Annotated in this window: 25 protein-coding genes; 16 read left to right on the top strand and 9 right to left on the bottom strand. The window is 66.9% G+C overall.

Annotated elements, in window-relative coordinates; translation table 11 throughout:
• The first annotated feature begins 288 nt into the window (after positions 1-288).
• Positions 289-1,413 carry a porin Omp38 gene (omp38, locus tag X946_RS03330; RefSeq protein WP_038744058.1) on the top strand — a complete coding sequence of 375 codons (1,125 nt, stop codon included), beginning with the start codon at positions 289-291 and terminating at the stop codon, positions 1,411-1,413.
• Between the two features lie 248 nt (positions 1,414-1,661).
• On the opposite strand, the gene X946_RS03335 is transcribed toward omp38, so the two are convergent.
• Positions 1,662-2,060: a GreA/GreB family elongation factor gene (locus X946_RS03335; RefSeq protein WP_038744060.1), complete on the bottom strand. Its 399-nt coding sequence runs from the start codon at positions 2,058-2,060 to the stop codon at positions 1,662-1,664.
• A gap of 521 nt (positions 2,061-2,581) precedes the next feature.
• On the opposite strand from X946_RS03335, the gene X946_RS03340 reads away from it, so the two are divergent.
• Positions 2,582-2,923 (top strand): DUF4148 domain-containing protein, encoded by a 342-nt coding sequence (locus tag X946_RS03340; RefSeq protein ID WP_038744062.1) that lies wholly within the window; start codon positions 2,582-2,584, stop codon positions 2,921-2,923.
• 201 nt (positions 2,924-3,124) lie between these two features.
• Here X946_RS03340 and X946_RS03345 read toward each other — a convergent pair whose 3' ends face one another.
• Positions 3,125-3,589: a CBS domain-containing protein gene (locus X946_RS03345; RefSeq protein WP_038744064.1), complete on the bottom strand. Its 465-nt coding sequence runs from the start codon at positions 3,587-3,589 to the stop codon at positions 3,125-3,127.
• 176 nt (positions 3,590-3,765) lie between these two features.
• On the opposite strand from X946_RS03345, the gene ribA reads away from it, so the two are divergent.
• Positions 3,766-4,419, top strand: coding sequence for a GTP cyclohydrolase II (gene ribA, locus X946_RS03350; protein ID WP_038744066.1), 654 nt, complete (start codon positions 3,766-3,768; stop codon positions 4,417-4,419).
• Here the strand turns inward: ribA and X946_RS03355 are convergent.
• The 3 genes from X946_RS03355 to X946_RS03365 form a co-directional block, all read right to left on the bottom strand.
• Positions 4,382-5,194 carry a hydroxymethylglutaryl-CoA reductase gene (locus X946_RS03355; RefSeq protein WP_038744193.1) on the bottom strand — a complete coding sequence of 271 codons (813 nt, stop codon included), beginning with the start codon at positions 5,192-5,194 and terminating at the stop codon, positions 4,382-4,384. The genes ribA and X946_RS03355 overlap by 38 nt on opposite strands.
• Before the next feature lie 86 nt (positions 5,195-5,280).
• Entirely contained in the window at positions 5,281-5,892 is a 612-nt protein-coding gene (bspI1, locus tag X946_RS03360; RefSeq protein WP_038744068.1) for an N-acylhomoserine lactone synthase BspI1, read from the bottom strand.
• A gap of 217 nt (positions 5,893-6,109) precedes the next feature.
• Complete coding sequence (locus X946_RS03365) at positions 6,110-6,553, bottom strand: DUF4902 domain-containing protein (protein WP_038744070.1); 444 nt, start codon at positions 6,551-6,553, stop codon at positions 6,110-6,112.
• A 73-nt stretch (positions 6,554-6,626) separates the two neighbouring features.
• Here X946_RS03365 and bpsR point away from each other — a divergent pair, with 73 nt between their 5' ends.
• Positions 6,627-7,346, top strand: a complete 720-nt coding sequence (bpsR, locus tag X946_RS03370) for an autoinducer-binding transcriptional regulator BpsR (RefSeq protein WP_038744072.1) — start codon at positions 6,627-6,629, stop codon at positions 7,344-7,346.
• A gap of 20 nt (positions 7,347-7,366) precedes the next feature.
• On the opposite strand, the gene X946_RS03375 is transcribed toward bpsR, so the two are convergent.
• The 3 genes from X946_RS03375 to X946_RS03390 all read right to left on the bottom strand — a co-directional run bounded on the left by X946_RS03375 (position 7,367) and on the right by X946_RS03390 (position 10,483).
• Positions 7,367-8,083, bottom strand: a complete 717-nt coding sequence (locus X946_RS03375) for an MgtC/SapB family protein (RefSeq protein ID WP_038744074.1) — start codon at positions 8,081-8,083, stop codon at positions 7,367-7,369.
• Positions 8,084-8,674: 591 nt separating this feature from the next.
• Positions 8,675-9,838 (bottom strand): metallophosphoesterase, encoded by a 1,164-nt coding sequence (locus tag X946_RS03385; protein ID WP_038744077.1) that lies wholly within the window; start codon positions 9,836-9,838, stop codon positions 8,675-8,677.
• A 60-nt stretch (positions 9,839-9,898) separates the two neighbouring features.
• A complete protein-coding gene (locus tag X946_RS03390) occupies positions 9,899-10,483 on the bottom strand; it encodes a malonic semialdehyde reductase (protein WP_038744198.1) in 585 nt (194 codons plus the stop codon).
• A 132-nt stretch (positions 10,484-10,615) separates the two neighbouring features.
• Here X946_RS03390 and X946_RS03395 point away from each other — a divergent pair, with 132 nt between their 5' ends.
• Together X946_RS03395 and X946_RS03400 are read left to right on the top strand one after the other, a co-directional pair.
• On the top strand, positions 10,616-11,242 hold the full coding sequence (locus X946_RS03395; RefSeq protein ID WP_038744079.1) for an alpha-ketoglutarate-dependent dioxygenase AlkB family protein: 627 nt from the start codon (positions 10,616-10,618) through the stop codon (positions 11,240-11,242).
• A 78-nt stretch (positions 11,243-11,320) separates the two neighbouring features.
• The gene (locus X946_RS03400) at positions 11,321-12,271 is read left to right on the top strand and encodes an IclR family transcriptional regulator (protein ID WP_038744080.1); all 951 of its coding nucleotides are present in this window, start codon (positions 11,321-11,323) and stop codon (positions 12,269-12,271) included.
• Between the two features lie 309 nt (positions 12,272-12,580).
• Here the strand turns inward: X946_RS03400 and X946_RS03405 are convergent, their stop codons facing one another.
• Positions 12,581-13,669, bottom strand: a complete 1,089-nt coding sequence (locus tag X946_RS03405) for a porin (RefSeq protein ID WP_038744082.1) — start codon at positions 13,667-13,669, stop codon at positions 12,581-12,583.
• Between the two features lie 434 nt (positions 13,670-14,103).
• On the opposite strand from X946_RS03405, the gene X946_RS03410 reads away from it, so the two are divergent.
• Genes X946_RS03410 through X946_RS03455 form a run of 10 tightly spaced genes read left to right on the top strand, consistent with a single transcriptional unit; the run spans position 14,104 to position 22,194 of the window.
• Entirely contained in the window at positions 14,104-14,421 is a 318-nt protein-coding gene (locus X946_RS03410; RefSeq protein WP_038744084.1) for a non-heme iron oxygenase ferredoxin subunit, read from the top strand.
• 1 nt (position 14,422) lies between these two features.
• Positions 14,423-14,734, top strand: a complete 312-nt coding sequence (locus X946_RS03415; protein WP_038744087.1) for a recombinase-like helix-turn-helix domain-containing protein — start codon at positions 14,423-14,425, stop codon at positions 14,732-14,734.
• A 34-nt stretch (positions 14,735-14,768) separates the two neighbouring features.
• Positions 14,769-15,836, top strand: coding sequence for an aromatic ring-hydroxylating dioxygenase subunit alpha (locus X946_RS03420; protein WP_038744090.1), 1,068 nt, complete (start codon positions 14,769-14,771; stop codon positions 15,834-15,836).
• Positions 15,833-16,603, top strand: coding sequence for an SDR family oxidoreductase (locus X946_RS03425; protein ID WP_038744092.1), 771 nt, complete (start codon positions 15,833-15,835; stop codon positions 16,601-16,603). The genes X946_RS03420 and X946_RS03425 overlap by 4 nt, the downstream gene beginning before the upstream one ends.
• Positions 16,604-16,634: 31 nt before the next feature.
• The gene (locus X946_RS03430) at positions 16,635-17,162 is read left to right on the top strand and encodes a cupin domain-containing protein (protein WP_038744200.1); all 528 of its coding nucleotides are present in this window, start codon (positions 16,635-16,637) and stop codon (positions 17,160-17,162) included.
• Positions 17,163-17,178: 16 nt separating this feature from the next.
• Positions 17,179-18,075 (top strand): alpha/beta fold hydrolase, encoded by an 897-nt coding sequence (locus X946_RS03435; protein WP_038744094.1) that lies wholly within the window; start codon positions 17,179-17,181, stop codon positions 18,073-18,075.
• Entirely contained in the window at positions 18,072-18,926 is an 855-nt protein-coding gene (locus tag X946_RS03440; RefSeq protein ID WP_038744096.1) for an IclR family transcriptional regulator, read from the top strand. Before X946_RS03435 ends, X946_RS03440 begins: the two co-directional genes overlap by 4 nt.
• A complete protein-coding gene (locus tag X946_RS03445; RefSeq protein ID WP_038744098.1) occupies positions 18,923-19,720 on the top strand; it encodes an SDR family oxidoreductase in 798 nt (265 codons plus the stop codon). The genes X946_RS03440 and X946_RS03445 overlap by 4 nt, the downstream gene beginning before the upstream one ends.
• The gene (locus tag X946_RS03450; RefSeq protein WP_038744099.1) at positions 19,713-21,386 is read left to right on the top strand and encodes a thiamine pyrophosphate-binding protein; all 1,674 of its coding nucleotides are present in this window, start codon (positions 19,713-19,715) and stop codon (positions 21,384-21,386) included. Before X946_RS03445 ends, X946_RS03450 begins: the two co-directional genes overlap by 8 nt.
• A complete protein-coding gene (locus tag X946_RS03455; RefSeq protein ID WP_038744102.1) occupies positions 21,379-22,194 on the top strand; it encodes an aspartate dehydrogenase in 816 nt (271 codons plus the stop codon). Before X946_RS03450 ends, X946_RS03455 begins: the two co-directional genes overlap by 8 nt.
• The last annotated feature ends 9 nt before the right edge of the window (positions 22,195-22,203 follow it).

A 22,203-nucleotide genomic window follows, 5' to 3' on the forward strand; every position in this document is an offset into this window, starting at 1 on the left:
GCGAGACCGCCAAAAAGGAGGTGTCAAGAGGTCAAAAACTTGCGACAAAACAAATACTTATAAGAGGTCGGCATTTCTATTATTTCTAGTTCTGGAAAAGCTTATTTCTTTATTCGCGAATGGCGCCCCTAGGGTACACCCCTAAACTCACGGTTCCCAGAACGGGCAACCATCCGGGCGCGGCCATGCAGGAAGTTTCGCAAGCCGATATGGCGCTTCCGGGCGGTTGCAGACCGTTTATCGAAACGAGGTCGCAAGGCCTACCTTTTTTAAAAGGGAGCTCCACGCATGAACAAGACTCTGATTGTTGCAGCAGTTGCTGCATCGTTCGCCACCGTCGCACACGCGCAAAGCAGCGTCACGCTGTACGGCGTGCTCGACGCAGGCATCACGTACCAAAGCAACGTCGCGACGCCGTCGGGCTCGGGCAAGTCGCTGTGGTCGGTCGGCTCGGGCGTCGATCAAAGCCGTTTCGGTCTGCGCGGCTCGGAAGACCTGGGTGGCGGCCTGAAGGCAATCTTCACGTTGGAAAGCGGCTTCAACATCGGTAACGGCCGCTTCAACAACGGTGGCGGCATGTTCAACCGTCAAGCGTTCGTCGGCCTGTCGAGCAACTACGGCACCGTCACGCTGGGCCGTCAGTACGACGCAACCCAAGACTACCTGTCGCCGCTGTCGGCAACGGGCACCTGGGGCGGCACGTACTTCGCTCACCCGCTCAACAACGACCGCCTGAACACGAACGGCGACGTCGCGGTGAACAACACGGTCAAGTTCACGAGCGCGAACTACGCCGGCCTGCAATTCGGCGGCACGTACTCGTTCTCGAACAACTCGCAATTCGCGAACAACCGTGCATACAGCGCGGGCGCTTCGTACCAGTTCCAAGGCCTGAAGGTCGGTGCTGCGTACTCGCAAGCTAACAACGCTGGCGCGAACACCACGGGCGCAACGGATCCGTTGACCGGCTTCAACATCGGCGGCACGAACGCGGCGAACATCCAAGGCCGTTCGCGCGTGTACGGCGCTGGCGCAAGCTACGCGTACGGCCCGCTGCAAGGCGGCGTGCTGTGGACGCAATCGCGCCTCGACAACCTGGCAAACGGCACGCCGACCATCCGTGCCGACAACTACGAAGCCAACGTGAAGTACAACCTGACGCCGGCACTGGGTCTGGGCGTTGCTTACACGTACACGAACGCGAAGGCAAACGGCGAAAGCCAGCACTGGAACCAAGTTGGCGTCCAGGCCGACTACGCTCTGTCGAAGCGCACCGACGTGTATGCACAAGCTGTGTACCAACGTTCGTCGAAGAACGCGAACGCGTCGATCTACAACGGCGACCTCAGCACGCCGTTCAGCACGTCGATCAACCAAACCGCGGCAACGGTTGGTCTGCGTCACCGCTTCTAAGCTTGACGGCTGGCTTGTCCAGTCTCGAAAAGGCGCCTTCGGGCGCCTTTTTTTATGCGCGACGCCGATGCGATGCGCGCCGAGGTGAAAGAAAAAAGCGAGGGTTGCACATGCATCCTCGCTTTTCTCTTGGTGGGTCGACGTCGACGGGCGGCGCGCCCGTTCTTCGGCATTCGTGCTGTGCGGCCGGCTGGCTAGCCGGCCGTGCTTGCCCGGCTACCGTGCCGCGTCCGGCGATTCGCCGCCGTTCAGTAGGTGTAATCGCCGCTCGCTTCCGGCTGGTACACGATCTCGGCGATTTTCAGCGTCGCGTCCGCGCCGCCCGGCAGCGTGACTTTCACTTTTTCGCCGCAGCGTGCGCCGAGCAGCGCCATGCCGACCGGAGAAAACACGTTCAGCCGGCCCTGTTCGAAGTTGACCGCATCCGGATAGACGATGGTCCAGGTCATGTCCTGGCCGGCCGTTTCGTCGATCAGCTTGATCTGCGAGTTCATGGTGACGACGTTTGCCCGAATCTTGTCGGGCTCGACGATATCCGCACGCTCTAGCAGCGTGTCGAGCATTTCCTGGTAGCGAGGGTTGCGTTCCGCGTGCTTTTCGAGGCGCGCGACGTCGAGTTCGGTGAGCTGATAAATCCTGTTCTTCATGACAGTCTCCAAATGATCGGCTTGGGTGGCGTGGCCAACCTGCGGGATCGCCCGGAGCCTGGCTGACGCGGCTCCGGGATGGAGGCTGCTGTCAGGTCAAGCGCCGGGCCGCGGCGAGCGGCGCTGCAAGCGTGCTTCGAAGGAGGGGAGGCGTCGCGACGGCGACCACGGCCGCGCGCGCACCGCGCGGGCGGTGCGCAAAATTGGCGTGGAAGGTCTGCGTGCGCATGATCGAGGCAATGAAACGAAAGACGAAAGACGGGACAAACTTTACAAATATACAACAAAACGACGAACCGGACAGCAGGCGAGCGAGCCTGTGGCGTCGCTTCCCATTGTTGCCGTCGTGATGCTTTTGACTGGCTTTCGGCTGCAATACAGCCTGAAATTATTGCTATTGATGCAACGCTGTATGTTTAAACTAGGGGTTTCCCCTTGTAATGCCGGTGACTAGACTGGAATCAATCGCTTCGGACAACGGTGCCTGGAGCGACGCCAATACAACATTCCGGAGGTCCATCATGAAATCGTTCGTCTATGCAGCCGTTGCCGCGTCGATGCTCGTCGCGCCGCTCGCTTCTTTCGCGCAAGCCGACCAGCAACAGCCGCTGACCCGCGAGCAAGTGAAGTCCGAGCTCGTCCAGCTTGAGCAGAACGGCTACAAGCCCGAATCCGGCGAGACCCAGTATCCGGCGAATGTCCAGGCTGCTTCGCAACGCATGCGCCCCGCGCAGCAAACGCTCACGCACGCCGACACGAGCGGCTATGGCGTGCAGCCGGCCGGCGCATCGGAATCCGGCAGCCGCGCGAGCATGTCGCCGACTTCGCCTTCGTTTGGCCATTCGGTCTACTTCGGCAACTGACTGGATCGGCACGTCGTACTGAATGCACCCGGCAGCGCCGAGCGCCGCCGGCAACCCTGAAGAGGTCGATTCCATAAACCGCGAGCCCGTGCGATGCGCGAGGCTCGCGAGTGCAGAGCCGAACCTCCGTCGCCGCACTTCGGCGGCTTTGCCCAGACGCGATGCGTTTGGGCATTTTTTGATAGGCGTCGTGGCGCGTGTCTACTGCGGGTGCACGGCAGCCGGAATTCCGTGGATGTAATGCTCCAGCTGATCGATCGTAAACTGCTGATCGGCGATCACGTTTTTCACAAGGTCGCCGATCGACACGAGCCCGATGAGCCTGCCGTCGTCGAGCACGGGCAAGTGGCGCATCCGGTGTTCCGTCATCAGCGCCATGCACTCGTCGCTCGTCTGCGTCGGTTCGACGTAGCGCACCTTCGACGTCATGATTTCCTCGACGCGCGTCGCCTTCGACGAACGGTCGAGGAGCACCACCTTGCGCGCGTAGTCGCGTTCCGTCACGATGCCGGCAATGTCCGCGCCGTCCATCACGAGCAGCGCGCCGATGCTCTTTTCGGCCATCAGCTTGATCGCGTTGTAGACGGAATCGGACTTCTCGATCGTGTGAATCGTGCGTCCCGAATCAGGCTTGGACCTGAGAATCTGTGCGACGGTGAGGCTCATACGCTGTCTCCCTTGGCTGGGCGATTCACGGAAGGCGGCGCGCGGCCGCCGCGTCGGGTGAAGAATCCAGTATAGATCGGCGTCCGCGGGCGGGTGCGTTCAGTTCGCAGATTAGCGGTAAACTCCGTCCACTCGCCATCCAGAACATTCCTTAATTCTTTCGTTTGATGCATTCCATGAAGTCTTCGCATCCTGAATCGCCGCAGCCCGACGACGGCGCCGTGCCCGAGTGCGTGACGCTCGTCGCCACGGCGACGCTTCCCACCCGCTACGGCACCTTCACGTCGTATGCGTTTCGCGTCGCGGGCGGCGATGCCGAGCACCTCGCGCTGGTGATGGGCGATGTCGCCGAGCAGCCGTCGGTGCTGACGCGGCTTCATTCCGAATGCCTGACGGGCGACGTGTTCGGCTCGTATCGATGCGATTGCGGCGAGCAACTCGATCTCGCCTTGCGCTACATCGCGGCCGAGGGGCGCGGCGTGCTGCTGTATCTACGCGGACACGAAGGCCGCGGGATCGGCCTGAGCAACAAGATCCGCGCGTATGCGCTGCAGGAGCAGGGGCGCGACACCGTCGAGGCGAACCTCGACCTCGGCCTGCCGGACGATGCGCGCGAGTATGATTCCGCCGCTGCGATCCTGCGGATACTGAAGGTCACGTCGGTCCGACTGATGAGCAACAACCCGAAGAAGTTCGACACGCTCGTGCGGCACGGCATCCCGGTCTGCGAGCGTGTCGCGCTCGCGGTGCCGGTGCGCGAGGAGAACGAGCGCTATATCCGGACGAAGCAGCTCAAGTTCGGCCACTATTATTTCGACGAAAACGAGTAGAGCGCATTGCGCGGCGCGGCTTGCGCGCGCCGAAGCGCTGCTCGGCAATCGGTAGATCGAAGCGGCGGCGCATCTCGGCCGCGATCCACTCGCATGCCTGCCGCGCGCAATCGGTGAGCATTCTACGGTCCGCGTGGCCGTCGATGTCGTAGACGAAGCGCACGTCGACCTCGTCGCCCGTCAGGTGCCGCTCGAGCTCGTTCAGGTGCAGCCGCGGCGACAGGCCTTGCGCGAGCGCGCGTAATTCGTCGAAGTGGTATTCGAGCCAATCGGCGAAAAAGAGGGCGTCGCCGCGGTCCGCGAGCCGGAACGCCGCGCTGCGCGTCACGCGCATGCCGGCCCCGGCCGCTTGCGAGCCGCACGGTTCGTCGCGCGTCGACGCGTCGCGCCGGCGCGACGCCGCTGGCGCGTTGGCCGCCGACGGCGCTCGGCCGCCCGGTGCGCGTTGCGCGAGCGGCGCCCGCGCATGCCGGCAACGCGTGCGCAGCGCATGCCAGAGGAGCGCGTCGCCGTTCGCGGCCGACGGCTGCATCGTCAGGTCGTGCGCGCCGTCGTCGCACGAGTCGACTTCGCGGATCACGAGGCGCAGCGTGCAGAGCGGCTCGTCGTCGAGATACAGCGTCGCGGAGCGGGGCAGTCCGCAGACGGGCGGCATCGCGCCGCGCGCGCGAAAGACGAGCCCCTGCCTGCCGAGCCGCACGAGCGGCAGGCGCCCGGCGAACGACGGGAAGGCGACGGCGATGCGGGTTTCGCCAGCATCGAACGTGGGCAGCATCGCGCGAAATACCGATGAATGGTCCACGGTGTATATATCTCCTTGAATGGCGAACGGCACGGTTCCGAGGGCCGACAATCGCGCGCTCAGGCCGCTTCGGCGCGCGGCGCGCACAGCAGCGGATCGAGGCCGAGTGCGGCGAGCGTCTGTGCATCGAGATCGATCCAGCACGCGACCACCATGCGCCCGTCGATCTGTTGCGCGGGCCCGGCCCGGTGCGCGTGCACGCCGATCCGGCGGAACAGCCGCTCCATGCTGAGGAAGGTCACGCCGATCAACTGCTTCGCGCCGCGCCGCACCGCGCACTCGACGACGGCGGCGAGCATCGGCCGCACTGCCCACGCCGGATTGCCGCTTCCGGCCGGATCTTCCGCGTTCGCGGCGAAGCGCGACAGCTCCCAGACGGCCGCGGCCTGCGGCAGCGGCATGTCGTTCGCGACGAGGGTCGGGAACAGTTCCTGCAGAAGATACGGGCGGGTGGTCGGCAGCAGCCGCGCGCAACCGCAAATTTCGCCGTCGTCGTCGCGGGCGAACACGTAGACGGTGTCGTCACGGTCGTACTGGTCCCGCTCGAACCCTTCGCTTGCCGACGGTAGCTTCCAGCCGAGCTGCTCGACGAAAACGCGGTGCCGATAAAGGCCCAGATCAGCCGCCAAGTCGCTCGGCAGGCGCCCGTCGCCATGAACGAAAGTTCGCATGGTGTCGTCCTCGTGCGTGTACTTTGGAATGGGCGCATTACATCGCGCGCTCCGAGGACAAGTAACTGTTAACCCTTACAGGGTCGGGATGGCGAGGCGGGTGGGGGAGCTTTGGCGGATTTCGTCAGTGCCGGGTTGCAAAGATTGGATAATTTGCTTGTCAATCCGCAACGTTCGAGGAAAATTGGACAATATGCACTAATTGCACCAATGCGCATCATTGCAGAGTGGGGCCCGCGTGCGAAAAATCGCCGCGACGAAACATCGCGGCGGCGACTGCGGACGGCCAGTTCAACTGGGCGAGCCGGCGTGACAGCGCGGCCGACGTCGGGTCCATCCCGATGTCGAGACCGTTGCCGTCCACGCCCATCACGTTGCTGCGCACGTCGCCCCATGCTATGACGAATGCGCCCGTGGAGCCGTCGACGTACCAGTCCCAGCCGACGGTGACGTGCGCGGCGCACGTGCTCGACGGCCGCTCCCATTCGGTGTAGCCGGCGAGACGGGCGTCGATCTCGCTCGCGCGCAGCTCGACGAGCAATCCGGAATCGATTCCGGACGACACGTGCACGAGCTGCAGCTCCGCGAGCGCGTGCACGGGAAGGCGCACGTAGCCGTCGGTGGATGGGCCGCAAAAGCGGTGGAGCAATGGTGAATTCATGCCGCGGAATGTATCAGTCCGCGCGCGTGCTGAAACCTAGCAAGTATGACAGCGTGAAGCTGCTGGAGAACGAATGGAACTGCGCTGGCAAGATGCCTATCTTCAATTTAGCGCCGCGGAAAACGAGCAGCAGCTCTTTCAACAGATCGCCGCGTACTCGAAGCGGCTCGGCTTCGAATATTGCTGCTATGGCATACGCGTGCCGCTGCCGATCTCGAAGCCGGCGGTGGCGATCTTCGACACCTATCCGAACGGCTGGATGGAGCGCTATCAGGAGATGAACTACCTGGAGGTCGATCCGACCGTGCGCGACGGCGCGCTCTGCTCGAACATGATCGTCTGGCCCGAGGCGAGCAGCGTCGACGAGACGACGCTATGGCGCGACGCGCGCGATCACGGGCTGGCCGTCGGCGTCGCGCAGTCGAGCTGGGCGCCGCGCGGGGTGTTCGGGCTCCTGACGATCGCGCGGCACACGGATCGCCTGACGCCCGCCGAGATCAATCAGTTGACGCTGCAGGCGAACTGGCTCGCGAACATGTCGCACTCGCTGATGAGCCGCTTCCTCGTGCCGAAGCTCGCGCCCGAATCGGGCGTGTCGCTCACGCATCGCGAGCGCGAAGTGCTGTGCTGGACGGGCGAGGGCAAGACGGCGTGCGAGATCGGCCAGATCCTCAACATCTCCGAGCGCACCGTGAACTTCCACGTGAACAACATCCTCGACAAGCTCGGCGCGACGAACAAGGTGCAGGCCGTCGTGAAGGCGATCGCGATGGGGCTCATCGAGGCGCCGTGAGCGGCGCGGGCGCGCCCGCGTCACTCCATCATCGGCTCGGCCTCCTTCGCCGTCCAGCTCACGCTCGAGATGCTCTTTTCCATGCTCATGCGGCTCGCGATCTGCTCGAGCTTCTGCTGATCCTTCGGGTGCAGCTTGAGCGTCGCCGTCACCTTGATGCGCTCGGGCGCGTCGGGCTCGCGCGGCACGTCCTCGCTCGTCAGGCTCTGGAACGACAGCGGCTTCGCATACATCGAATTCGACAGCAGCGTCCGGATGTGCACTTCGTCCGACGCGAGGCAGATCACGATGATCTGATATTCGCGCACGAGATCGGCGTTCGAGACGGGCGTCGCGTTGATCGCCTGGCTCACGCCGCGCAGCAGCGTGTTCGTCAGCAGTACGACGCCCGTGCCCGCGAGCGCGGGCATGTAGTGGCCGGCGCCGGACAGCACGCCGACCGCGGCCGAGCACCAGAGGGTCGCCGCGGTGTTGATGCCCTGGATTGAGCCTTTGTCGCGCATGATGACGCCGCCGCCGAGAAAGCCGACGCCGGACACGACGTAAGCGGCGATCTGCGTGACGCCGGGAATCCCGTTGCCCGTCAGCACGCCGAGCGTGACGAAGAGGCACGCGCCGCTCGCGACGAGCGTGATCGTGCGCAGGCCGGCCGTGCGCTGGCGGATTTGCCGCTCGAGGCCGATGGCGACCCCGCAGGCGAATGCGGTGAAGAGGCGAAGTGCGAATTCGAAAGTCATTGGTGTTCTGCCATGCCGAGTGCGCGGCGCGCGACGGAGCGCGGCGGCGCGAGCGTCCCGAGCGGGCGCGCATGCATCGTGCGCCGCACGCCACTTTAGCGCGCGAATCGATGCGTTTGTGTGAATCGGGAAATCGCACGCGTTCCGATGAACGCGCGCGGCGGCGACTGGGCCGGCAGGCGGGCGTTCAGGCGAAGCGGCGTGCGGACGTTGCGCTGCTACTGTCCACGACGGTTCCTGAAAGGATGGATGGCCGGCATTCTAGGCGGGACCCGTCGCGCGAGTCAACCCGCAAGAGCGGCTGCGCGGGCGCTCGGGTGGGCGACGTCCGGCGACATTCCGTGACGGCCGCGGCGATGCGCGAACGCGGGCGGGGTGCAGACGTTGCGGAGTGGATATCGTCGGGATTCCGCATGAATCGATCCGGCAGGCGACGGCGAGCGTGGGCGTTTGCCTCGACATTCGTCTCTTCTATGGTCCGTCGAATCGCGTTCTGCCTTCGGCGTTCAGCATTCGGCATTCGGCATTCGGCATTCGGCATTCGGCATTCGGCATTCGGCATTCGGCATTCGGCATCGACGGCGCGCACGCTTAGTTCCCGTCGTCGCGCACGAGACGCAATCGCGTGATTTCCGACGGCGCGCCGAGCCGCTTCGGCGGCCCCCAGTAGCCGGTGCCGCGGCTCGTATAGACCCACAGCCCGCCGAGCCGCGCGAGCCCCGCGGTAAACGGCTGCTGGAGGCGCACGAAGAAATTCCACGGGAAGAACTGGCCGCCGTGCGTGTGGCCCGACAATTGCAGCGTGAAGCCCGCATCGGCCGCCGCGGTCGCGCTGCGCGGCTGGTGCGCGAGCAGCACGCGGATGCGCACGTCGACGGGCGCGCCCGCGAGCGCCGCGTCCGGATCGCTGCGATGCGCGGGATCGAAGTGGCCCGCCGAGTAGTCGGTGACGCCCGCGATCACGAGCCTGCCGTCGCCGTGGTCGAGCGTGCGGTGCTCGTTGAGGAGCACGTCGAGGCCGATGCGACGGAACTCGGCGATCCATTCGTCGGCGCCCGAGTAGTACTCGTGATTGCCCGTCACGACGTACGCGCCGTGCCGCGCGCGCAGCCCGCCGAGCGGCGCCGCGTGGCCCGCGAGCTGCGCGACCGTGCCGTCGACGACGTCGCCCGTCACCGCGACGAGGTCCGGCTCGAGCCGGTTGACCGCGTCGACGATCGCCTCGACGTAGCCGCGCTTGATCGTCGGGCCGACGTGGATGTCGCTGATCTGCACGATCGTGAAGCCGTCGAGCGCGGCGGGCAGGTCGTCGATCGGCACGTCGACGTCGACGACGCGCGCGCGGCGTCGCGCATTGACGAAGCCGACGACGCTGACCGCGAGCGCCGCGAGCGGCACGCCGGCCGCCGTCTGCGTGCGCCAGTGCGCGAGCGACACCGCGCCGGGCGCGAGCGCGTCGATGGTGACGAGCGACGCGAGCAGCACGTCTCGCGCAAGCGTGAGCACGAGCAGCGACGAGAAGAAGCCCATCGCGACGAGCCCGACCCATGCGATGCGATCGCCGAGCGGCTGCCGCTCGAACACGCGCGAGAGCATCCCGAGCGGAATCAGGAAGCACGACGCGACGAGCCACAGCGCGCCCGCGTAGCGGGCGGCGGGCGACGCGAGGTCGGGAAGGAGGCGAAAGCCGACGTACACGTGCAGCAACACGCCGATGATCGTGAGGCGCAGCAGAAACGATGAAACGCGTCGCATGGGCGGGAACGGGAGGAACTGGGGAGAAGGCGGCGCGCGCACGCGCCGCCCGTTGCACGATTATGCGATGCGCGCGATTTCGTCGAACGAGAAGCGGGGGCTGCGCGGGAACAGGCCGGCGGGGTCGCCGTAGCCGAGGTTCACGAGGAAGTTCGATTTGATCGACGTGCCGGCGAAGAACGCGGCGTCGACGGCCGCCTGATCGAAGCCGGACATCGGGCCCGCGTCGAGGCCGAGCGCGCGCGCGGCGACGATCAGGTACGCGCCTTGCAACGACGAATTGCGGAACGCCGTGGCTTCGATCAGCGCGTCGTTGCCCGCGAACCAGCTGCGCGCGTCCGCGTGCGGAAAGAGTTTCGGCAGATGATCGTAGAACGCGAGATCCATCCCGACGATCACCGTGACGGGCGCGGCCATCGTCTTCGCGCGATTGCCCTCGGACAGCGCGGGCTCGAGCTTCGCCTTCGCTTGCGGCGACTTCACGAACACGAAGCGCGCGGGGCTCGAGTTCGCCGACGTCGGGCCGTATTTGACGAGGTCGATCAGCTGGTGGAGCAGCGCGTCGTCGACGGGCCTCGGCTGCCACGCGTTGTGCGTGCGCGCGGTGCGGAAAATTTGATCGAGGGCGGAATCGGAAAGAGTCATGTCGAGATCCGGATGAGCGCGCAAACGGCTTTGCGTTTGCGCGGCTAGAATTTGAACAGGGCGGCGCGGCGCCGCACGATGCGATGCGCGCCATTCCGCGATGATAGCCGGATGCGGAGATTTTGACCGACGATGTTCGATTTGTTCGACGACCTGCCGAAACCCGATGTGGACTGGCATCCGGACTGGCTCGCGCCCGCCGACGCAGACCGTTTCCATGCGCGCCTCGTCGACGAGGTCGCGTGGCGGCAGGACACGATGCGCACGCCGCGCGGCCTGCTGCCGCTGCCGCGCCTGACCGCGTGGCAGGGCGAACCGCAGGCGATCTACGTGTACTCCGGTATCCGCAACGAACCGGCGCCCTGGACGCCCGCCGTGCTCGAGCTGAAGCGGATGGTCGAGGCGGCGAGCCGCGCGCGCTTCAACAGCGTGCTTTTGAACCGCTATCGCAACGGTTTCGACAGCATGGGCTGGCACGCGGACGACGAACCGGAGCTCGGCGCCGAGCCGGTGATCGCGTCGCTGAGCCTCGGCGCGACGCGCATTTTCGATTTGCGGCACAACGGGACGGGCGTTGCGCATGCATATCGTCTGACGAACGGCAGCCTGCTCGTGATGCGCGGGCGTACCCAGCAGGAATGGCGGCACCGCGTGCCGAAGGAGCCCGCCGTGCAGGGCGAGCGGATCAACCTGACGTTTCGCTGGGTGAGCGCGCCGCCCGCCGCCGCGCGGCGCGTCCGGCCGCTGGCGGGCGGATGACGGCGGGCGCTGCCCGTGCGTCAAAACCGGGCAGCCTTCGCGTTATGATTCGGTTTCTTTCCGTCCACTGCAGCCGACATGGCCAAAACCACCACGACAGCCGCGGCGAAGCGTGCCGCCGACGCCGCAACGGGCAATCCGCGCCACGCCACGGCCGCTGCGGCCGCAGCACCTGACGCGGCCGACGACGAAGCCGCGGGCGGCGCGTCGTCCTATCTCGTTCCGGGGCTCGAACGCGGGCTGCGCATCCTGGCCGAGTTTTCCGCGCGCGAGCCGGTGCTGAGCGCGCCGGAGCTGTCGAAGCGAATCGGCATTCCGCGCACGACGACGTTCCGTCTGCTGCAGACGCTCGAGGCGCTCGGCTTCATCGAGCGCGCGAACGGCGACCGTCATTTTCGGCTCGGCGTCGGCGTGCTGCGACTCGGCTTCGAATATCTGAACTCGCTCGAACTGACCGACCTCGGCACGCCGGTGCTCGAGCGCCTGCGCGATGCGACCGGCCTGTCGGCGCATCTGCTGATCCGCGACCGGCGCGACGTCGTGTTCGTCGCGAAGGCGCAGAGCAACGCGCCGATGTTCGGCTCGGTGAAGGTGCACGTCGGCACGCGGCTGCCCGCGCACGCGACCGTGCACGGCCATGTGCTGATGGGCGACCTGACGCGCGACGCGATGCGCCAGCTCTATCCGGAAAAGCGGCTCGAAGCGTTCACCGAGCATACGCCCGCGACCGTCGACGAGCTTTACGAGCGCGTGCGCCATTACGCGCGCCTCGGTTATGCGGTAAGCGAGGGCGCGTTCGAGAGCGGAATCTCGGCGGTGACGGCGCCCGTGCGCGATCACTCGGGCTCGATCGTCGCCGCGATCACGGCGACGGTGCCGCGCTCGGAGATCGGCTCGGCCGATGAAAAGGAGCGGCTCGTCGAAGTGGTGTGCGGCGCGGCCGTCGATCTGTCGCAGCGCCTGAACTATCGGCCGCTCGACAGCGATCCGACCGTCGCGCACGCGCGGCACAAGGTCGCGTTGTTCTGATCGCTTCGTTCGTCTCGGGCGGCGCGGGGCGCGTGGGATGTGCGGGCAGCGCGGGCGGCGCACGATGCGGCGCGAGGCGAATCGGGCTGCGGCGGTGGCGGTTCGAACTGGCTGATCGGTCTTTGAGGTTCTTCTCGACGACGCTTCAAAAGACAAAGCCCTCGCACGAAGCGAGGGCTTTTTTGCATCCGCGCGCTGCCGCTGCGGCGTGCTGGGCCGCCGCGGCGAAGCCGCGTTGCGCGCCGCCCGCTCGTCACGCGACGGGTGCTCGGCGCGCCCGCGCGGCGTCACGCCGCGATCGGAGCAACGTCAGAACGAGTGATGAATCCCCGCCAGAAGGATCACCTGGTTCGCCGTGCTCGACACGCCCGCCGTGAAGAACGCCGCCTTCGCATTGCCGCTCGCGTGCTCGTAGAGCACGTTCGCATAGAGCTGGGTGCGCTTGGACAGCGAATACGTATCGCCGAGCTCGAACTGCGTCCAGCGGCGGCCGGCGAGCGTCGATGTCGCCGCGCCGCCCGCAATCACGTTGAACGGCGACGTCTGATAGTTCGCGCCGGTGTCGTAGCTCTGGAACGTGTCCGAGTGGCCGTTCGCCTGCAGCTTCACGCGCGTGTAGAGGCCGTGCACGAGCAGCGGCCCGAACTGGTACGACAGCCCCGCGCCCATGTTCTCGGCCTTCTTTGCGACGTAATTCGCGACGGGCATGCCCTGGAACGTGCCGCCCGGCCCGGCGATGCCGCCGACGGTCGCCATCGAGAACGCCTGGTCGTGCTCGTTCGAATAGACTGCGGCCGCCTTGAACGGGCCGTTCGCGTAGTTGACGCCGAAGCTCATTGTCCGGCCGGTCGAGAAGTTCGTCGTGTTGCCGAAGCCGAGCATCGCGCCCGCGGTGAAGCCCGCGTAGGTGGGCGACCGGTACTTGACCGAGTTGTTGAACGGCACCGTGCTCGTGTCCGCGAGCTGGTCGAGGTTGCCCGGATGGAACGCGTACCAGCTCTGCGCGAGGAACGCGGTCGACAGCGGGTCGAGCCAGTCGAAGTTGAACGGCGTCTGATGGCCGAGCGTCAGCGTGCCGAGCTTGTCCGAATTCAGGCCGACGAACGCCTGGCGGTTCCACATCGTGCCCGCCGCCGCCATCTGGCCGCTGTTCGTATAGAAGCCGTTTTCGAGCTGGAAAATCGCCTTCAGGCCGCCGCCCAGATCCTCGACGCCTTTCAGGCCCCATCGGTCGGGCTGCGTGTTGCCCTGAATCATCGACCACTTCGCGCCGCCGCCGGCGTTGTTCACGTACGCGACGCCGGCGTCGAGGCTGCCATACAGCGTGACGCTGCTCTGCGCCCACGCGCCGGCGGCGACGCCCGCCCCGAGTAATGCTGCTACCGCATGCTTGACCATCTGATCTCCTGACCTTCGCTTCGAATGACGCGGGCGGTGGCCGCGCGCGAAAGAGTCGGCCACGCGCGTTCCCACGGCTGAGTATTTGGCCTTCTTGTGTTCCATATATGGAACTTTGTGCCTTTGGTGGAATGGAGTATAGGGGCGGAAATTGACAGGAACAAAATAAATTTTCGAATCGGAACGGCGCGCGCGATTCGTCCGACGACTCGCCCGTAACATCATGAAAAATCGAGGGAAAACCCGAAATTCCCATCTCGTGCCCGGCTGGCCTGGGTTGCGGCGCATCGCACGGAATCCACACCTCGGTGTTTTCCCTAGGAGCCGCAGCTTTTTATTTTGATCTTCGAGACGCACTCCTATAATCACCATCCATAAACTGATGTTCCGCATGTGGAACAAACGGACAGGCCGACTTGAAGGAAGGGTGTGAGATGTCTGAACAATGGGTTTGCGCCGGACACGCCGGCGCGTTGTCCGAGGATTCGCCGATCGAGTTCAAGCGCACCGACGGCGTCGAGATCGGGATCTATCGCGTCGGCGACGAGGTGTACGCGCTCGAGAACGTCTGCCCGCACGCGTATGCGCTTCTTACGCAAGGCTTCGTCGACGAAGGCACGGTCGAGTGCCCGCTGCACGAGGCCGTGTTCGACATCAAGTCCGGCCAGTGCCTGAAGGGGCCGGGCGGCCGCGCGCTGAAGACATACGCGGTGCGGCTCGCCGGCGAAGAAATCCAGATCAAGGTGGAATGACATGAACGAGACGACCGTGAACTTCAACCCGTTCCTCATGCCGTGGCGCGCGCCGCAGCCGAACAACGTCGCGGGCAAGGGGCAGATCGAGACCCCCGGGCAAATGCCGAATCTCGTGTGGCAGACGCGCAAGGCCGAGCCGACGCAGTACGAGAACGATCTGGGCGACGCGCTCGAGCGCGTGTTCGAAGGCGGCGCGACCGAGCTGGCGGACGTCGTCGCGGGCCTGAACCGCATCGGCTTTCGCGCGCCCGACGGCGCCGAGTGGACCGCCGAGCGCTTCTGCGCGGAACTCGCCGCGCTCGCCGAATGACGCAGCCGCCCTCAAACGCTTCCGGAGCAAACAGATGACGTCTTCCGCCCAAACGAACGCCGGCGCCGATCCGATCCGCGAGTATCTCGACCGCGGCATCCGTAACTACTGGTACCCCGTCGCGCCGAGCTGGCAAGTGTCGAGCGCGCCCGTCGGCATTACTCGGTTATCCGAACAGATCGTGCTGTGGCGCGATCAGCAGGGCAAGGTGCAGGCGCTCGAGGATCGTTGCCCGCACCGCGGCGCGAGGCTGTCGCTCGGCTGGAACCTCGGCGATCGCGTCGCGTGCTGGTATCACGGCGTCGAAGTGAACGGCGGCGGCACCGTGACGAAGGTGCCGGCCGTGTCGAACTGTCCGCTCGAAGGGCAGGCATGCGTGAAATCGTATCCGGTCGAGGAGCGCGCGGGCGCGATCTTCCTGTGGTTCGGCGACGACGCGCATCGCGAGCCCGCGCCGCTCGTGCTGCCCGACGAGCTCGTCGGGCCCGAGTATGCGCAGTTCGTGTGCGTGTCGAACTGGACCTGCAATTACCAGTACGCGATCGACAACGTGATGGACCCGATGCACGGCGCGTACTTGCACGCGACGTCGCATTCGATGGCCGAAGGCGACAAGCAGGCCGACATGCGCGTGCGCAAGACCGAGACCGGCCTGATGTTCGAGAAGGTCAACCAGCGCGACGTGAACTTCGACTGGGTCGAGCTCGGCGAGACGGGCTGCATCTGGCTGCGTCTCGCGATTCCGTACCAGCGCAAGTTCGGCCCGGGCGGCAGCTTCGGGATCGTCGGCTTCGCGACGCCGATCGACGACGACCACTGCCAGGTCTATTTCTGGCGCACCCGCAAGGTCGATGGCTGGCAGCGCGACGTGTGGCGCTTCCTGTATCGCAATCGCCTCGAAGGGCTGCACTGGGCGGTGCTTGAACAGGACCGCTACGTGCTCGAGAGCATGGCGCCGAACGCGCGCGATCACGAATACCTGTATCAGCACGACGTCGGCATCACGCGCGCGCGGCGGATGCTGCGCCAGCGCGCGCAGGAGCATCTCGCGGCGCTCGACGCGCATCGCGCGGCCCAGGCCGAAGCGGCGGAGCGCGCATGAGCGCGCCCGTGCAAGCGGTCGCGCTCGCCGGCCGCCGCGTGCTCGTCACGGGCGGCGCGCGCGGGCTCGGCGCGGCGTTCGTCGAGGCGCTCGTCGCGGCGGGCGCGAAGGTCGCATTCGGTGACGTGCTCGACGTGGAAGGGCGCGCGCTCGAGCAGCGTTTGCGCGGCGCGGGCCACGACGCGCGCTTCATTGCGCTCGATCTGGCGGACCCGGCGAGCGTCGCCGCGTTCGTCGACGAAGGCGCGCACGTGCTCGGCGGCGTCGACGGCCTCGTCAACAACGCGGCGATCACGAACTCGGGCGGCAAGCTCGCGGCCGAGCTTTCGATCGACACGTGGGACGCGGTGATGAATGTCAACGCGCGCGGTGTCTGGCTCGCGTGCAACGCGGTGCTGCCGCATCTCGCGCGCTCGGGGCGCGGCGCGATCGTGAATCTCGCGTCCGATACCGCGTTGTGGGGCGCGCCGAAACTGCTTGCGTACGTCGCGAGCAAGGGCGCGGTGATCGCGATGACGCATGCGCTCGCACGGGAGTTCGGCGAGCACGGCGTGACGGTCAACGCGATCGCGCCGGGCCTGACCGAAGTCGAGGCGACGGCCTACGTACCCGCCGAGCGCCACCAGTATTACCTGCAGGGCCGCGCGCTGCCGCGCGCGCAGGCGCCGGCCGACGTGACGGGGCCGGTGCTGTTCCTTCTGTCCGACGCCGCGCGCTTCGTGACGGGCCAGCTGCTGCCCGTGAACGGCGGCTTCGTGATGCATTGACCGATTGTTAGAACTCTTGAAGGAGATGACGATGGCGGACGCCGATATCGAGCGTAAATCGTGGGACCAGCCGGCGAGCGCGAGCTTCGCCGAGTGGATGGACGGGCGCGTCGCGCGCTTCGCGACGCGCCGCTACGACTGGGACGCGCTGAAGTTCCAGGCCGATTTCGATCCGAAGTACCGCCGCGCGCAGATGCGTTACGTGGGCACGGGCGGCACGGGCGTCGCGAAGGATACGAATACGGTGCCGGCGGGCGGCTTCACGTTTTCGACGATGGTGATTCCGGCCGGCAACGTCGGCCCGAGCCACATCCACGTCGACGTCGAGGAAATTTTCTTCGTGCTGCGCGGCAAGATGAAGGTGATCTGCGAGCGCGACGGCGAGATCTGGGAAGCCGTGCTCGGCGAGCGCGATCTGATCTCGGTGCCGCCGGGCGTCTATCGGACCGAAATCAACGTCGGCGAGGAGGACGCGCTGATGTGCGTGATGCTCGGCTCGCCGAAGCCGATCACGCCGACGTATCCGCCGGATTCGCCGCTTGCGAAGATCAAGCGCTGAGGCACGGACGACGACGATGAGCGCAATTTCCAGGCCGGCTGGTGACGCCAGCGCGAAACCGTTCGCGGAGCTGCTCGGCTGCTTTGCCGAGCGCCGCGCGGACGCGGGCGCCGCAGGCACGATCGGCTACCGCGAGGCGGGCGACGCGCACGGCGAGCGCTGTTCCGTCGTGTTGCTGCACGGGATCGGATCGGGCGCGGCGTCGTGGGTGCGTCAACTCGATGCGCTCGGCGCGACGCGCCGCGTGCTCGCGTGGGATGCGCCCGGCTATGGTGCTTCGTCGCGCGTCGCGGCCGATTCGCCCGTCGCGGCCGATTACGCGGCGGCGCTCGGCGCATGGCTCGATGCGTTGCGGATCGGGCGCTGCGTGCTTGTCGGCCATTCGCTCGGCGCGATCGTCGCGGGCGCGTTCGCGCGGCGCGCGGGCGAGCGTCTGTCAGGATTGCTGCTGATTTCACCCGCGGGCGGCTACGGCAGCGCGCCCGCCGACGTGCGCGCCGAGCGGCGCGACAGCCGGCTCGCGCTGCTCGCGGCGCTCGGCCCGCAAGGGCTCGCCGACGAGCGCAGCGCGAACATGCTGTCCGCGTACGCGAGCGACGCGGCGCGCGCGTGGGTGCGCTGGAACATGGCGCGCATCGTGCCCGCGGGCTATGCGCAGGCGACGCACCTGCTCGCGAACGCGGACCTCGCGTCCGATCTTTCGCATTATCACGGCCGCATCGCGGTCGCGGCCGGCGCGAACGACGCGATCACGCCGCCCGCCGCATGCGAGCGGATCGCACAGGCGGCGGGCGTCGGGTTGCAGGTGATTCCGCGCGTGGGCCACGCGGGCTATGTCGAAGCGCCCGATGCGTACAGCGCGTTGATCGACGCATTTTGCCGTCAATGCGACGGATCGCGAGGTGCGCCATGAGCGAGCCGCTGCTGAAAGACGCCGACGACGCGAAGAATGATTCGAACTACGTAGTACCTGGGCTCGAGCGCGGGCTGCGGATTCTCGCCGAATTCTCGCCGCGCGAGCCGGTGCTCGGTGCGCCCGAGCTGTCGAAGCGGCTCGGCATCCCGCGCACGACGGTGTTCCGCTTGCTGCAGACGCTCGAATCGCTCGGCTTTCTCGAGCGCGCGGACAAGGATCGCAACTATCGCCTCGGGGTTGCGGTGCTGCGCCTCGGCTTCGAGTATCTGAGCTCGCTCGAGCTGACTGATCTCGGCTTGCCGGTGATCGAGGGGCTGCGCGACGCGACGGGCTTCACGACGCACATCGTGATCCGCGACGGCCGCGACGTCGTGTTCGTCGCGAAGGCGCAGAACGCGGGGCATGCGTTCGGCTCGGTGCGGGTGAACGTCGGCACGCGCCTGCCCGCGCATGCGACGACGCACGGTCACGTGCTGATGGGCGACCTGTCGCTCGCCGAGTTGCGCGCGCTGTACCCCGAACGGGAGCTCGAGCGCGTGACGAAGGCGACGCCGGAAACCCTCGACGCGCTCTTCGACGTGATTCGCGACGACGCGCGCCGCGGCTACGGGATCGGCAATTCGGCGTTCGAGCGTGACATCTCGGTCGTCACCGCGCCCGTGCGCAACGACGCGAGGAAGATCGTCGCGGTCGTCACGGTGACGGTGCCGAGGCCCGAGATCGACGCATCGCTCGTCGCCGACGGGCTGATCGACAAGGTGCTGCGCGCGGCGGCGGAGCTGTCGCGGCGGCTCAACTACCGTTCCGACGACGAAAACACCTATTTGAAGGCTTTGGGATTGCGATGATCCAGATCGATTTGAGCGGGCAGGTGGCGGTGGTGACGGGCGGCTCGTCCGGCATCGGCTACGCGAGCGCCGAGCTGTTTCTGCGCGCGGGCGCGTCGGTCGCGATATGCGGCCGCAGCGACGAGCGGCTCGCGAGCGCGCATGCGCGGCTCGTGCAGCAATTCCCGCGCGAGCGCGTGCTCGCCGCGCGCTGCGACGTGCTCGACGAGGCCGACGTGAACGCATTCGCGCAGGCCGTCGCCGAGCGCTTCGGCGGCGCCGACATGCTCGTCAACAACGCGGGCCAGGGCCGCGTGTCGACGTTCGCGGACACGACGGACGACGCATGGCGCGACGAGCTCGAACTGAAGTACTTCAGCATCATCCGCCCGACGCGCGCGTTCCTGCCGCTGCTGCGCGCATCGGCCGCGCCGACGATCACCTGCGTGAATTCGCTGCTCGCGCTGCAGCCGGAGCCGCATATGGTCGCGACGTCGTCGGCGCGCGCGGGCGTGCTGAGCCTCGTGAAGTCGCTCGCGACCGAACTCGCGCCCGAGCGCATCCGCGTCAACTCGATCCTGATCGGCATCGTCGAATCGGGGCAGTGGCGGCGGCGCCACGAGGCGCAGGCGCGGCCGGGCGAATCGTGGGAAGCGTGGACGGCCGCGCTCGCCGCGAAGAAGAACATTCCGCTTGCGCGTTTCGGCCGGCCCGACGAGGCCGCCTGGGCGCTTTTTTATCTCGCAACGAATCTGTCGTCGTACACGACGGGCAGCCATATCGACGTATCAGGAGGCTTTGCACGCCATGTCTAACAAAACCACGACCACGGTGGGCGAGCTGATCGCCGCCTTCCTCGAACAATGCGGCGTGAAGACCGCCTTCGGCGTGATCTCGATTCACAACATGCCGATCCTCGACGCGATCCATACGCGCGGCAAGATCCGCTACGTCGGCGCGCGCGGCGAAGCCGGCGCCGTCAACATGGCGGACGGCCTCGCGCGCGTGTCGGGCGGCCTCGGCGTCGCGTTCACGAGCACGGGCACTGCCGCCGGCAACGCGGCGGGCGCGATGGTCGAAGCGCTGACGGCGGGCACCGCGCTCTTGCATATCACCGGGCAGATCGAGACGCCTTACCTCGATCAGGATCTCGCGTACATCCACGAAGCGCCGGATCAATTGTCGATGCTCAACGCGATCTCGAAGGCCGCGTATCGCGTGCGCACGGTCGAGACCGTGCTGCCGACGATCCGCGAAGCCGTGCGCGTCGCGATGACCGCGCCGAGCGGCCCCGTGTCGGTCGAGATTCCGATCGACATTCAGGCGGCCGAGATCGAATGGCCGGACGATCTCGCGCCGCCGCACGTCGCGGTGCGCGAGCACGACAGCGCGCGCGTCGCGAAGCTCGCCGACGCGCTTGCGAACAAGCGCCGGCCGCTTCTGTGGCTCGGCGGCGGCGCGCGGCATGCGCGCGCGGAGGTCGAGCGGCTCGTCGCGCTCGGCTTCGGCGTCGTCACGAGCGTGCAGGGGCGCGGCGTGCTGCCCGAAGACCATCCGGCGACGCTCGGCGCGTTCAACGTGCACGCGGCCGTCGAGAGCTTCTACAAGACCTGCGACGCGATCGTCGTCGTCGGCTCGCGGCTGCGCGGCAACGAGACGCTGAAGTACAAGCTCGCGCTGCCGCGTCCGCTCTTCCGCGTGGATGCCGATGCGCTCGCCGACAACCGCGGCTATCGCAACGATCTGTTCGTGCACGGCGACGCGAAGCGCGTGCTCGCCGAGCTCGCCGACCGGCTCGAAGGCAAGCTCGCCGTCGATCCGCGCTTCGTCGACGATCTCGCGGCCGCGCGCGAGGCGGCGGCGGCCGACGTGGGCAAGGGGCTCGGCCCGTACAAGCGTCTCGTCGACACGCTGCAGCAGGCGGTCGGCCGCGACTACAACTGGGTGCGCGACGTGACGATCTCGAACAGCACGTGGGGCAACCGCCTGTTGCAGATCTTCGAGCCGCGCGCGGGCGTGCACGCGTTGGGCGGCGGCATCGGCCAGGGCATGCAGATGGCGATCGGCGCGGCGCTCTCGGGCGCGGCGGCGAAGACCGTGTGCCTCGTCGGCGACGGCGGCTTGATGGTGAACGTCGGCGAGCTCGCGACCGCCGTGCAGGAAAACGCGAACGTGATGATCGTGTTGATGAACGACCAGTGCTACGGCGTGATCCGCAACATCCAGGACGCGCAGTACGGCGGCCGCCGCTGCTACGTCGATCTGCATCAGCCGGATTTCGCGCAGTTCTGCGCGAGCCTGAACCTCGCGCATCACCGGATCACGTCGCTCGACGACGCGGAGCGCATCGTTCGCGAAGGGCTCGCGCACGAAGGCCCGGTGCTCGTCGAAGTCGACATGCTGTCGATCGGCTCGTTCGCGACCGCGTTCGCGGGCCCGCCCGTGAAGAAGGACACGCCCGCGGAGCGCCAATATGCGTAACGCACACGCTCCCGTCGACGTCGCGATGATCGGCTTCGGCGCGATCGGCGCGGCCGTCTATCGCGCGGTGGAGCACGACGCCGGGCTGCGCGTCGCGCACGTGATCGTGCCCGAGCATCAATGCGACGCGGTGCGCGGCGCGCTCGGCGAGCGCGTCGACGTCGTGTCGTCGGTCGAAGCCCTCGCGTACCGTCCGCAGTTCGCGCTCGAATGCGCGGGGCACGGCGCGCTCGTCGACCACGTCGTGCCGCTCTTGAAGGCGGGCACCGATTGCGCGGTCGCGTCGATCGGCGCGCTGTCCGATCTCGCGCTGCTCGACGCGCTGTCCGAGGCGGCCGATGAAGGCGGCGCGACGCTCACGCTGCTGTCGGGCGCGATCGGCGGCGTCGACGCGCTCGCGTCCGCGAAGCAGGGCGGCCTCGACGAAGTGCTGTACATCGGCCGCAAGCCGCCGCTCGGCTGGCTCGGCACGCCGGCCGAGGCGCTCTGCGACCTGCGCGCGATGACGTCCGAGCAGACGATCTTCGAAGGCAGCGCACGCGACGCGGCGCGGCTCTATCCGAAAAACGCGAACGTCGCGGCGACGGTCGCGCTCGCGGGCGTCGGGCTAGACGCGACGAAGGTGCGCCTGATCGCCGATCCGGCGCTCACGCGCAACGTGCACCGGATCGTCGCGCGCGGCGCGTTCGGCGAGATGTCGATCGAGATGAGCGGCAAGCCGCTGCCGGACAACCCGAAGACGTCCGCGCTGACGGCGTTCAGCGCGATTCGCGCGCTGCGCAACCGCGCGTCGCACTGCGTGATCTGAACGGTTAGG

This window comes from Burkholderia sp. ABCPW 111 (assembly GCF_000773065.1).
Taxonomy (GTDB): Bacteria; Pseudomonadota; Gammaproteobacteria; order Burkholderiales; family Burkholderiaceae; genus Burkholderia; species Burkholderia savannae.

Excerpts from the sequence above, each read along its gene's own strand:
- omp38 (WP_038744058.1), top strand. The coding sequence starts at position 289 with ATGAACAAGACTCTGATTGTTGCAGCAGTTGCTGCATCGTTCGCCACC.
- X946_RS03335 (WP_038744060.1), bottom strand. The coding sequence starts at position 2,060 with ATGAAGAACAGGATTTATCAGCTCACCGAACTCGACGTCGCGCGCCTC.
- X946_RS03340 (WP_038744062.1), top strand. The coding sequence starts at position 2,582 with ATGAAATCGTTCGTCTATGCAGCCGTTGCCGCGTCGATGCTCGTCGCG.
- X946_RS03345 (WP_038744064.1), bottom strand. The coding sequence starts at position 3,589 with ATGAGCCTCACCGTCGCACAGATTCTCAGGTCCAAGCCTGATTCGGGA.
- ribA (WP_038744066.1), top strand. The coding sequence starts at position 3,766 with ATGAAGTCTTCGCATCCTGAATCGCCGCAGCCCGACGACGGCGCCGTG.
- X946_RS03355 (WP_038744193.1), bottom strand. The coding sequence starts at position 5,194 with ATGCTGCCCACGTTCGATGCTGGCGAAACCCGCATCGCCGTCGCCTTC.
- bspI1 (WP_038744068.1), bottom strand. The coding sequence starts at position 5,892 with ATGCGAACTTTCGTTCATGGCGACGGGCGCCTGCCGAGCGACTTGGCG.
- X946_RS03365 (WP_038744070.1), bottom strand. The coding sequence starts at position 6,553 with ATGAATTCACCATTGCTCCACCGCTTTTGCGGCCCATCCACCGACGGC.
- bpsR (WP_038744072.1), top strand. The coding sequence starts at position 6,627 with ATGGAACTGCGCTGGCAAGATGCCTATCTTCAATTTAGCGCCGCGGAA.
- X946_RS03375 (WP_038744074.1), bottom strand. The coding sequence starts at position 8,083 with ATGACTTTCGAATTCGCACTTCGCCTCTTCACCGCATTCGCCTGCGGG.
- X946_RS03385 (WP_038744077.1), bottom strand. The coding sequence starts at position 9,838 with ATGCGACGCGTTTCATCGTTTCTGCTGCGCCTCACGATCATCGGCGTG.
- X946_RS03390 (WP_038744198.1), bottom strand. The coding sequence starts at position 10,483 with ATGACTCTTTCCGATTCCGCCCTCGATCAAATTTTCCGCACCGCGCGC.
- X946_RS03395 (WP_038744079.1), top strand. The coding sequence starts at position 10,616 with ATGTTCGATTTGTTCGACGACCTGCCGAAACCCGATGTGGACTGGCAT.
- X946_RS03400 (WP_038744080.1), top strand. The coding sequence starts at position 11,321 with ATGGCCAAAACCACCACGACAGCCGCGGCGAAGCGTGCCGCCGACGCC.
- X946_RS03405 (WP_038744082.1), bottom strand. The coding sequence starts at position 13,669 with ATGGTCAAGCATGCGGTAGCAGCATTACTCGGGGCGGGCGTCGCCGCC.
- X946_RS03410 (WP_038744084.1), top strand. The coding sequence starts at position 14,104 with ATGTCTGAACAATGGGTTTGCGCCGGACACGCCGGCGCGTTGTCCGAG.
- X946_RS03415 (WP_038744087.1), top strand. The coding sequence starts at position 14,423 with ATGAACGAGACGACCGTGAACTTCAACCCGTTCCTCATGCCGTGGCGC.
- X946_RS03420 (WP_038744090.1), top strand. The coding sequence starts at position 14,769 with ATGACGTCTTCCGCCCAAACGAACGCCGGCGCCGATCCGATCCGCGAG.
- X946_RS03425 (WP_038744092.1), top strand. The coding sequence starts at position 15,833 with ATGAGCGCGCCCGTGCAAGCGGTCGCGCTCGCCGGCCGCCGCGTGCTC.
- X946_RS03430 (WP_038744200.1), top strand. The coding sequence starts at position 16,635 with ATGGCGGACGCCGATATCGAGCGTAAATCGTGGGACCAGCCGGCGAGC.
- X946_RS03435 (WP_038744094.1), top strand. The coding sequence starts at position 17,179 with ATGAGCGCAATTTCCAGGCCGGCTGGTGACGCCAGCGCGAAACCGTTC.
- X946_RS03440 (WP_038744096.1), top strand. The coding sequence starts at position 18,072 with ATGAGCGAGCCGCTGCTGAAAGACGCCGACGACGCGAAGAATGATTCG.
- X946_RS03445 (WP_038744098.1), top strand. The coding sequence starts at position 18,923 with ATGATCCAGATCGATTTGAGCGGGCAGGTGGCGGTGGTGACGGGCGGC.
- X946_RS03450 (WP_038744099.1), top strand. The coding sequence starts at position 19,713 with ATGTCTAACAAAACCACGACCACGGTGGGCGAGCTGATCGCCGCCTTC.
- X946_RS03455 (WP_038744102.1), top strand. The coding sequence starts at position 21,379 with ATGCGTAACGCACACGCTCCCGTCGACGTCGCGATGATCGGCTTCGGC.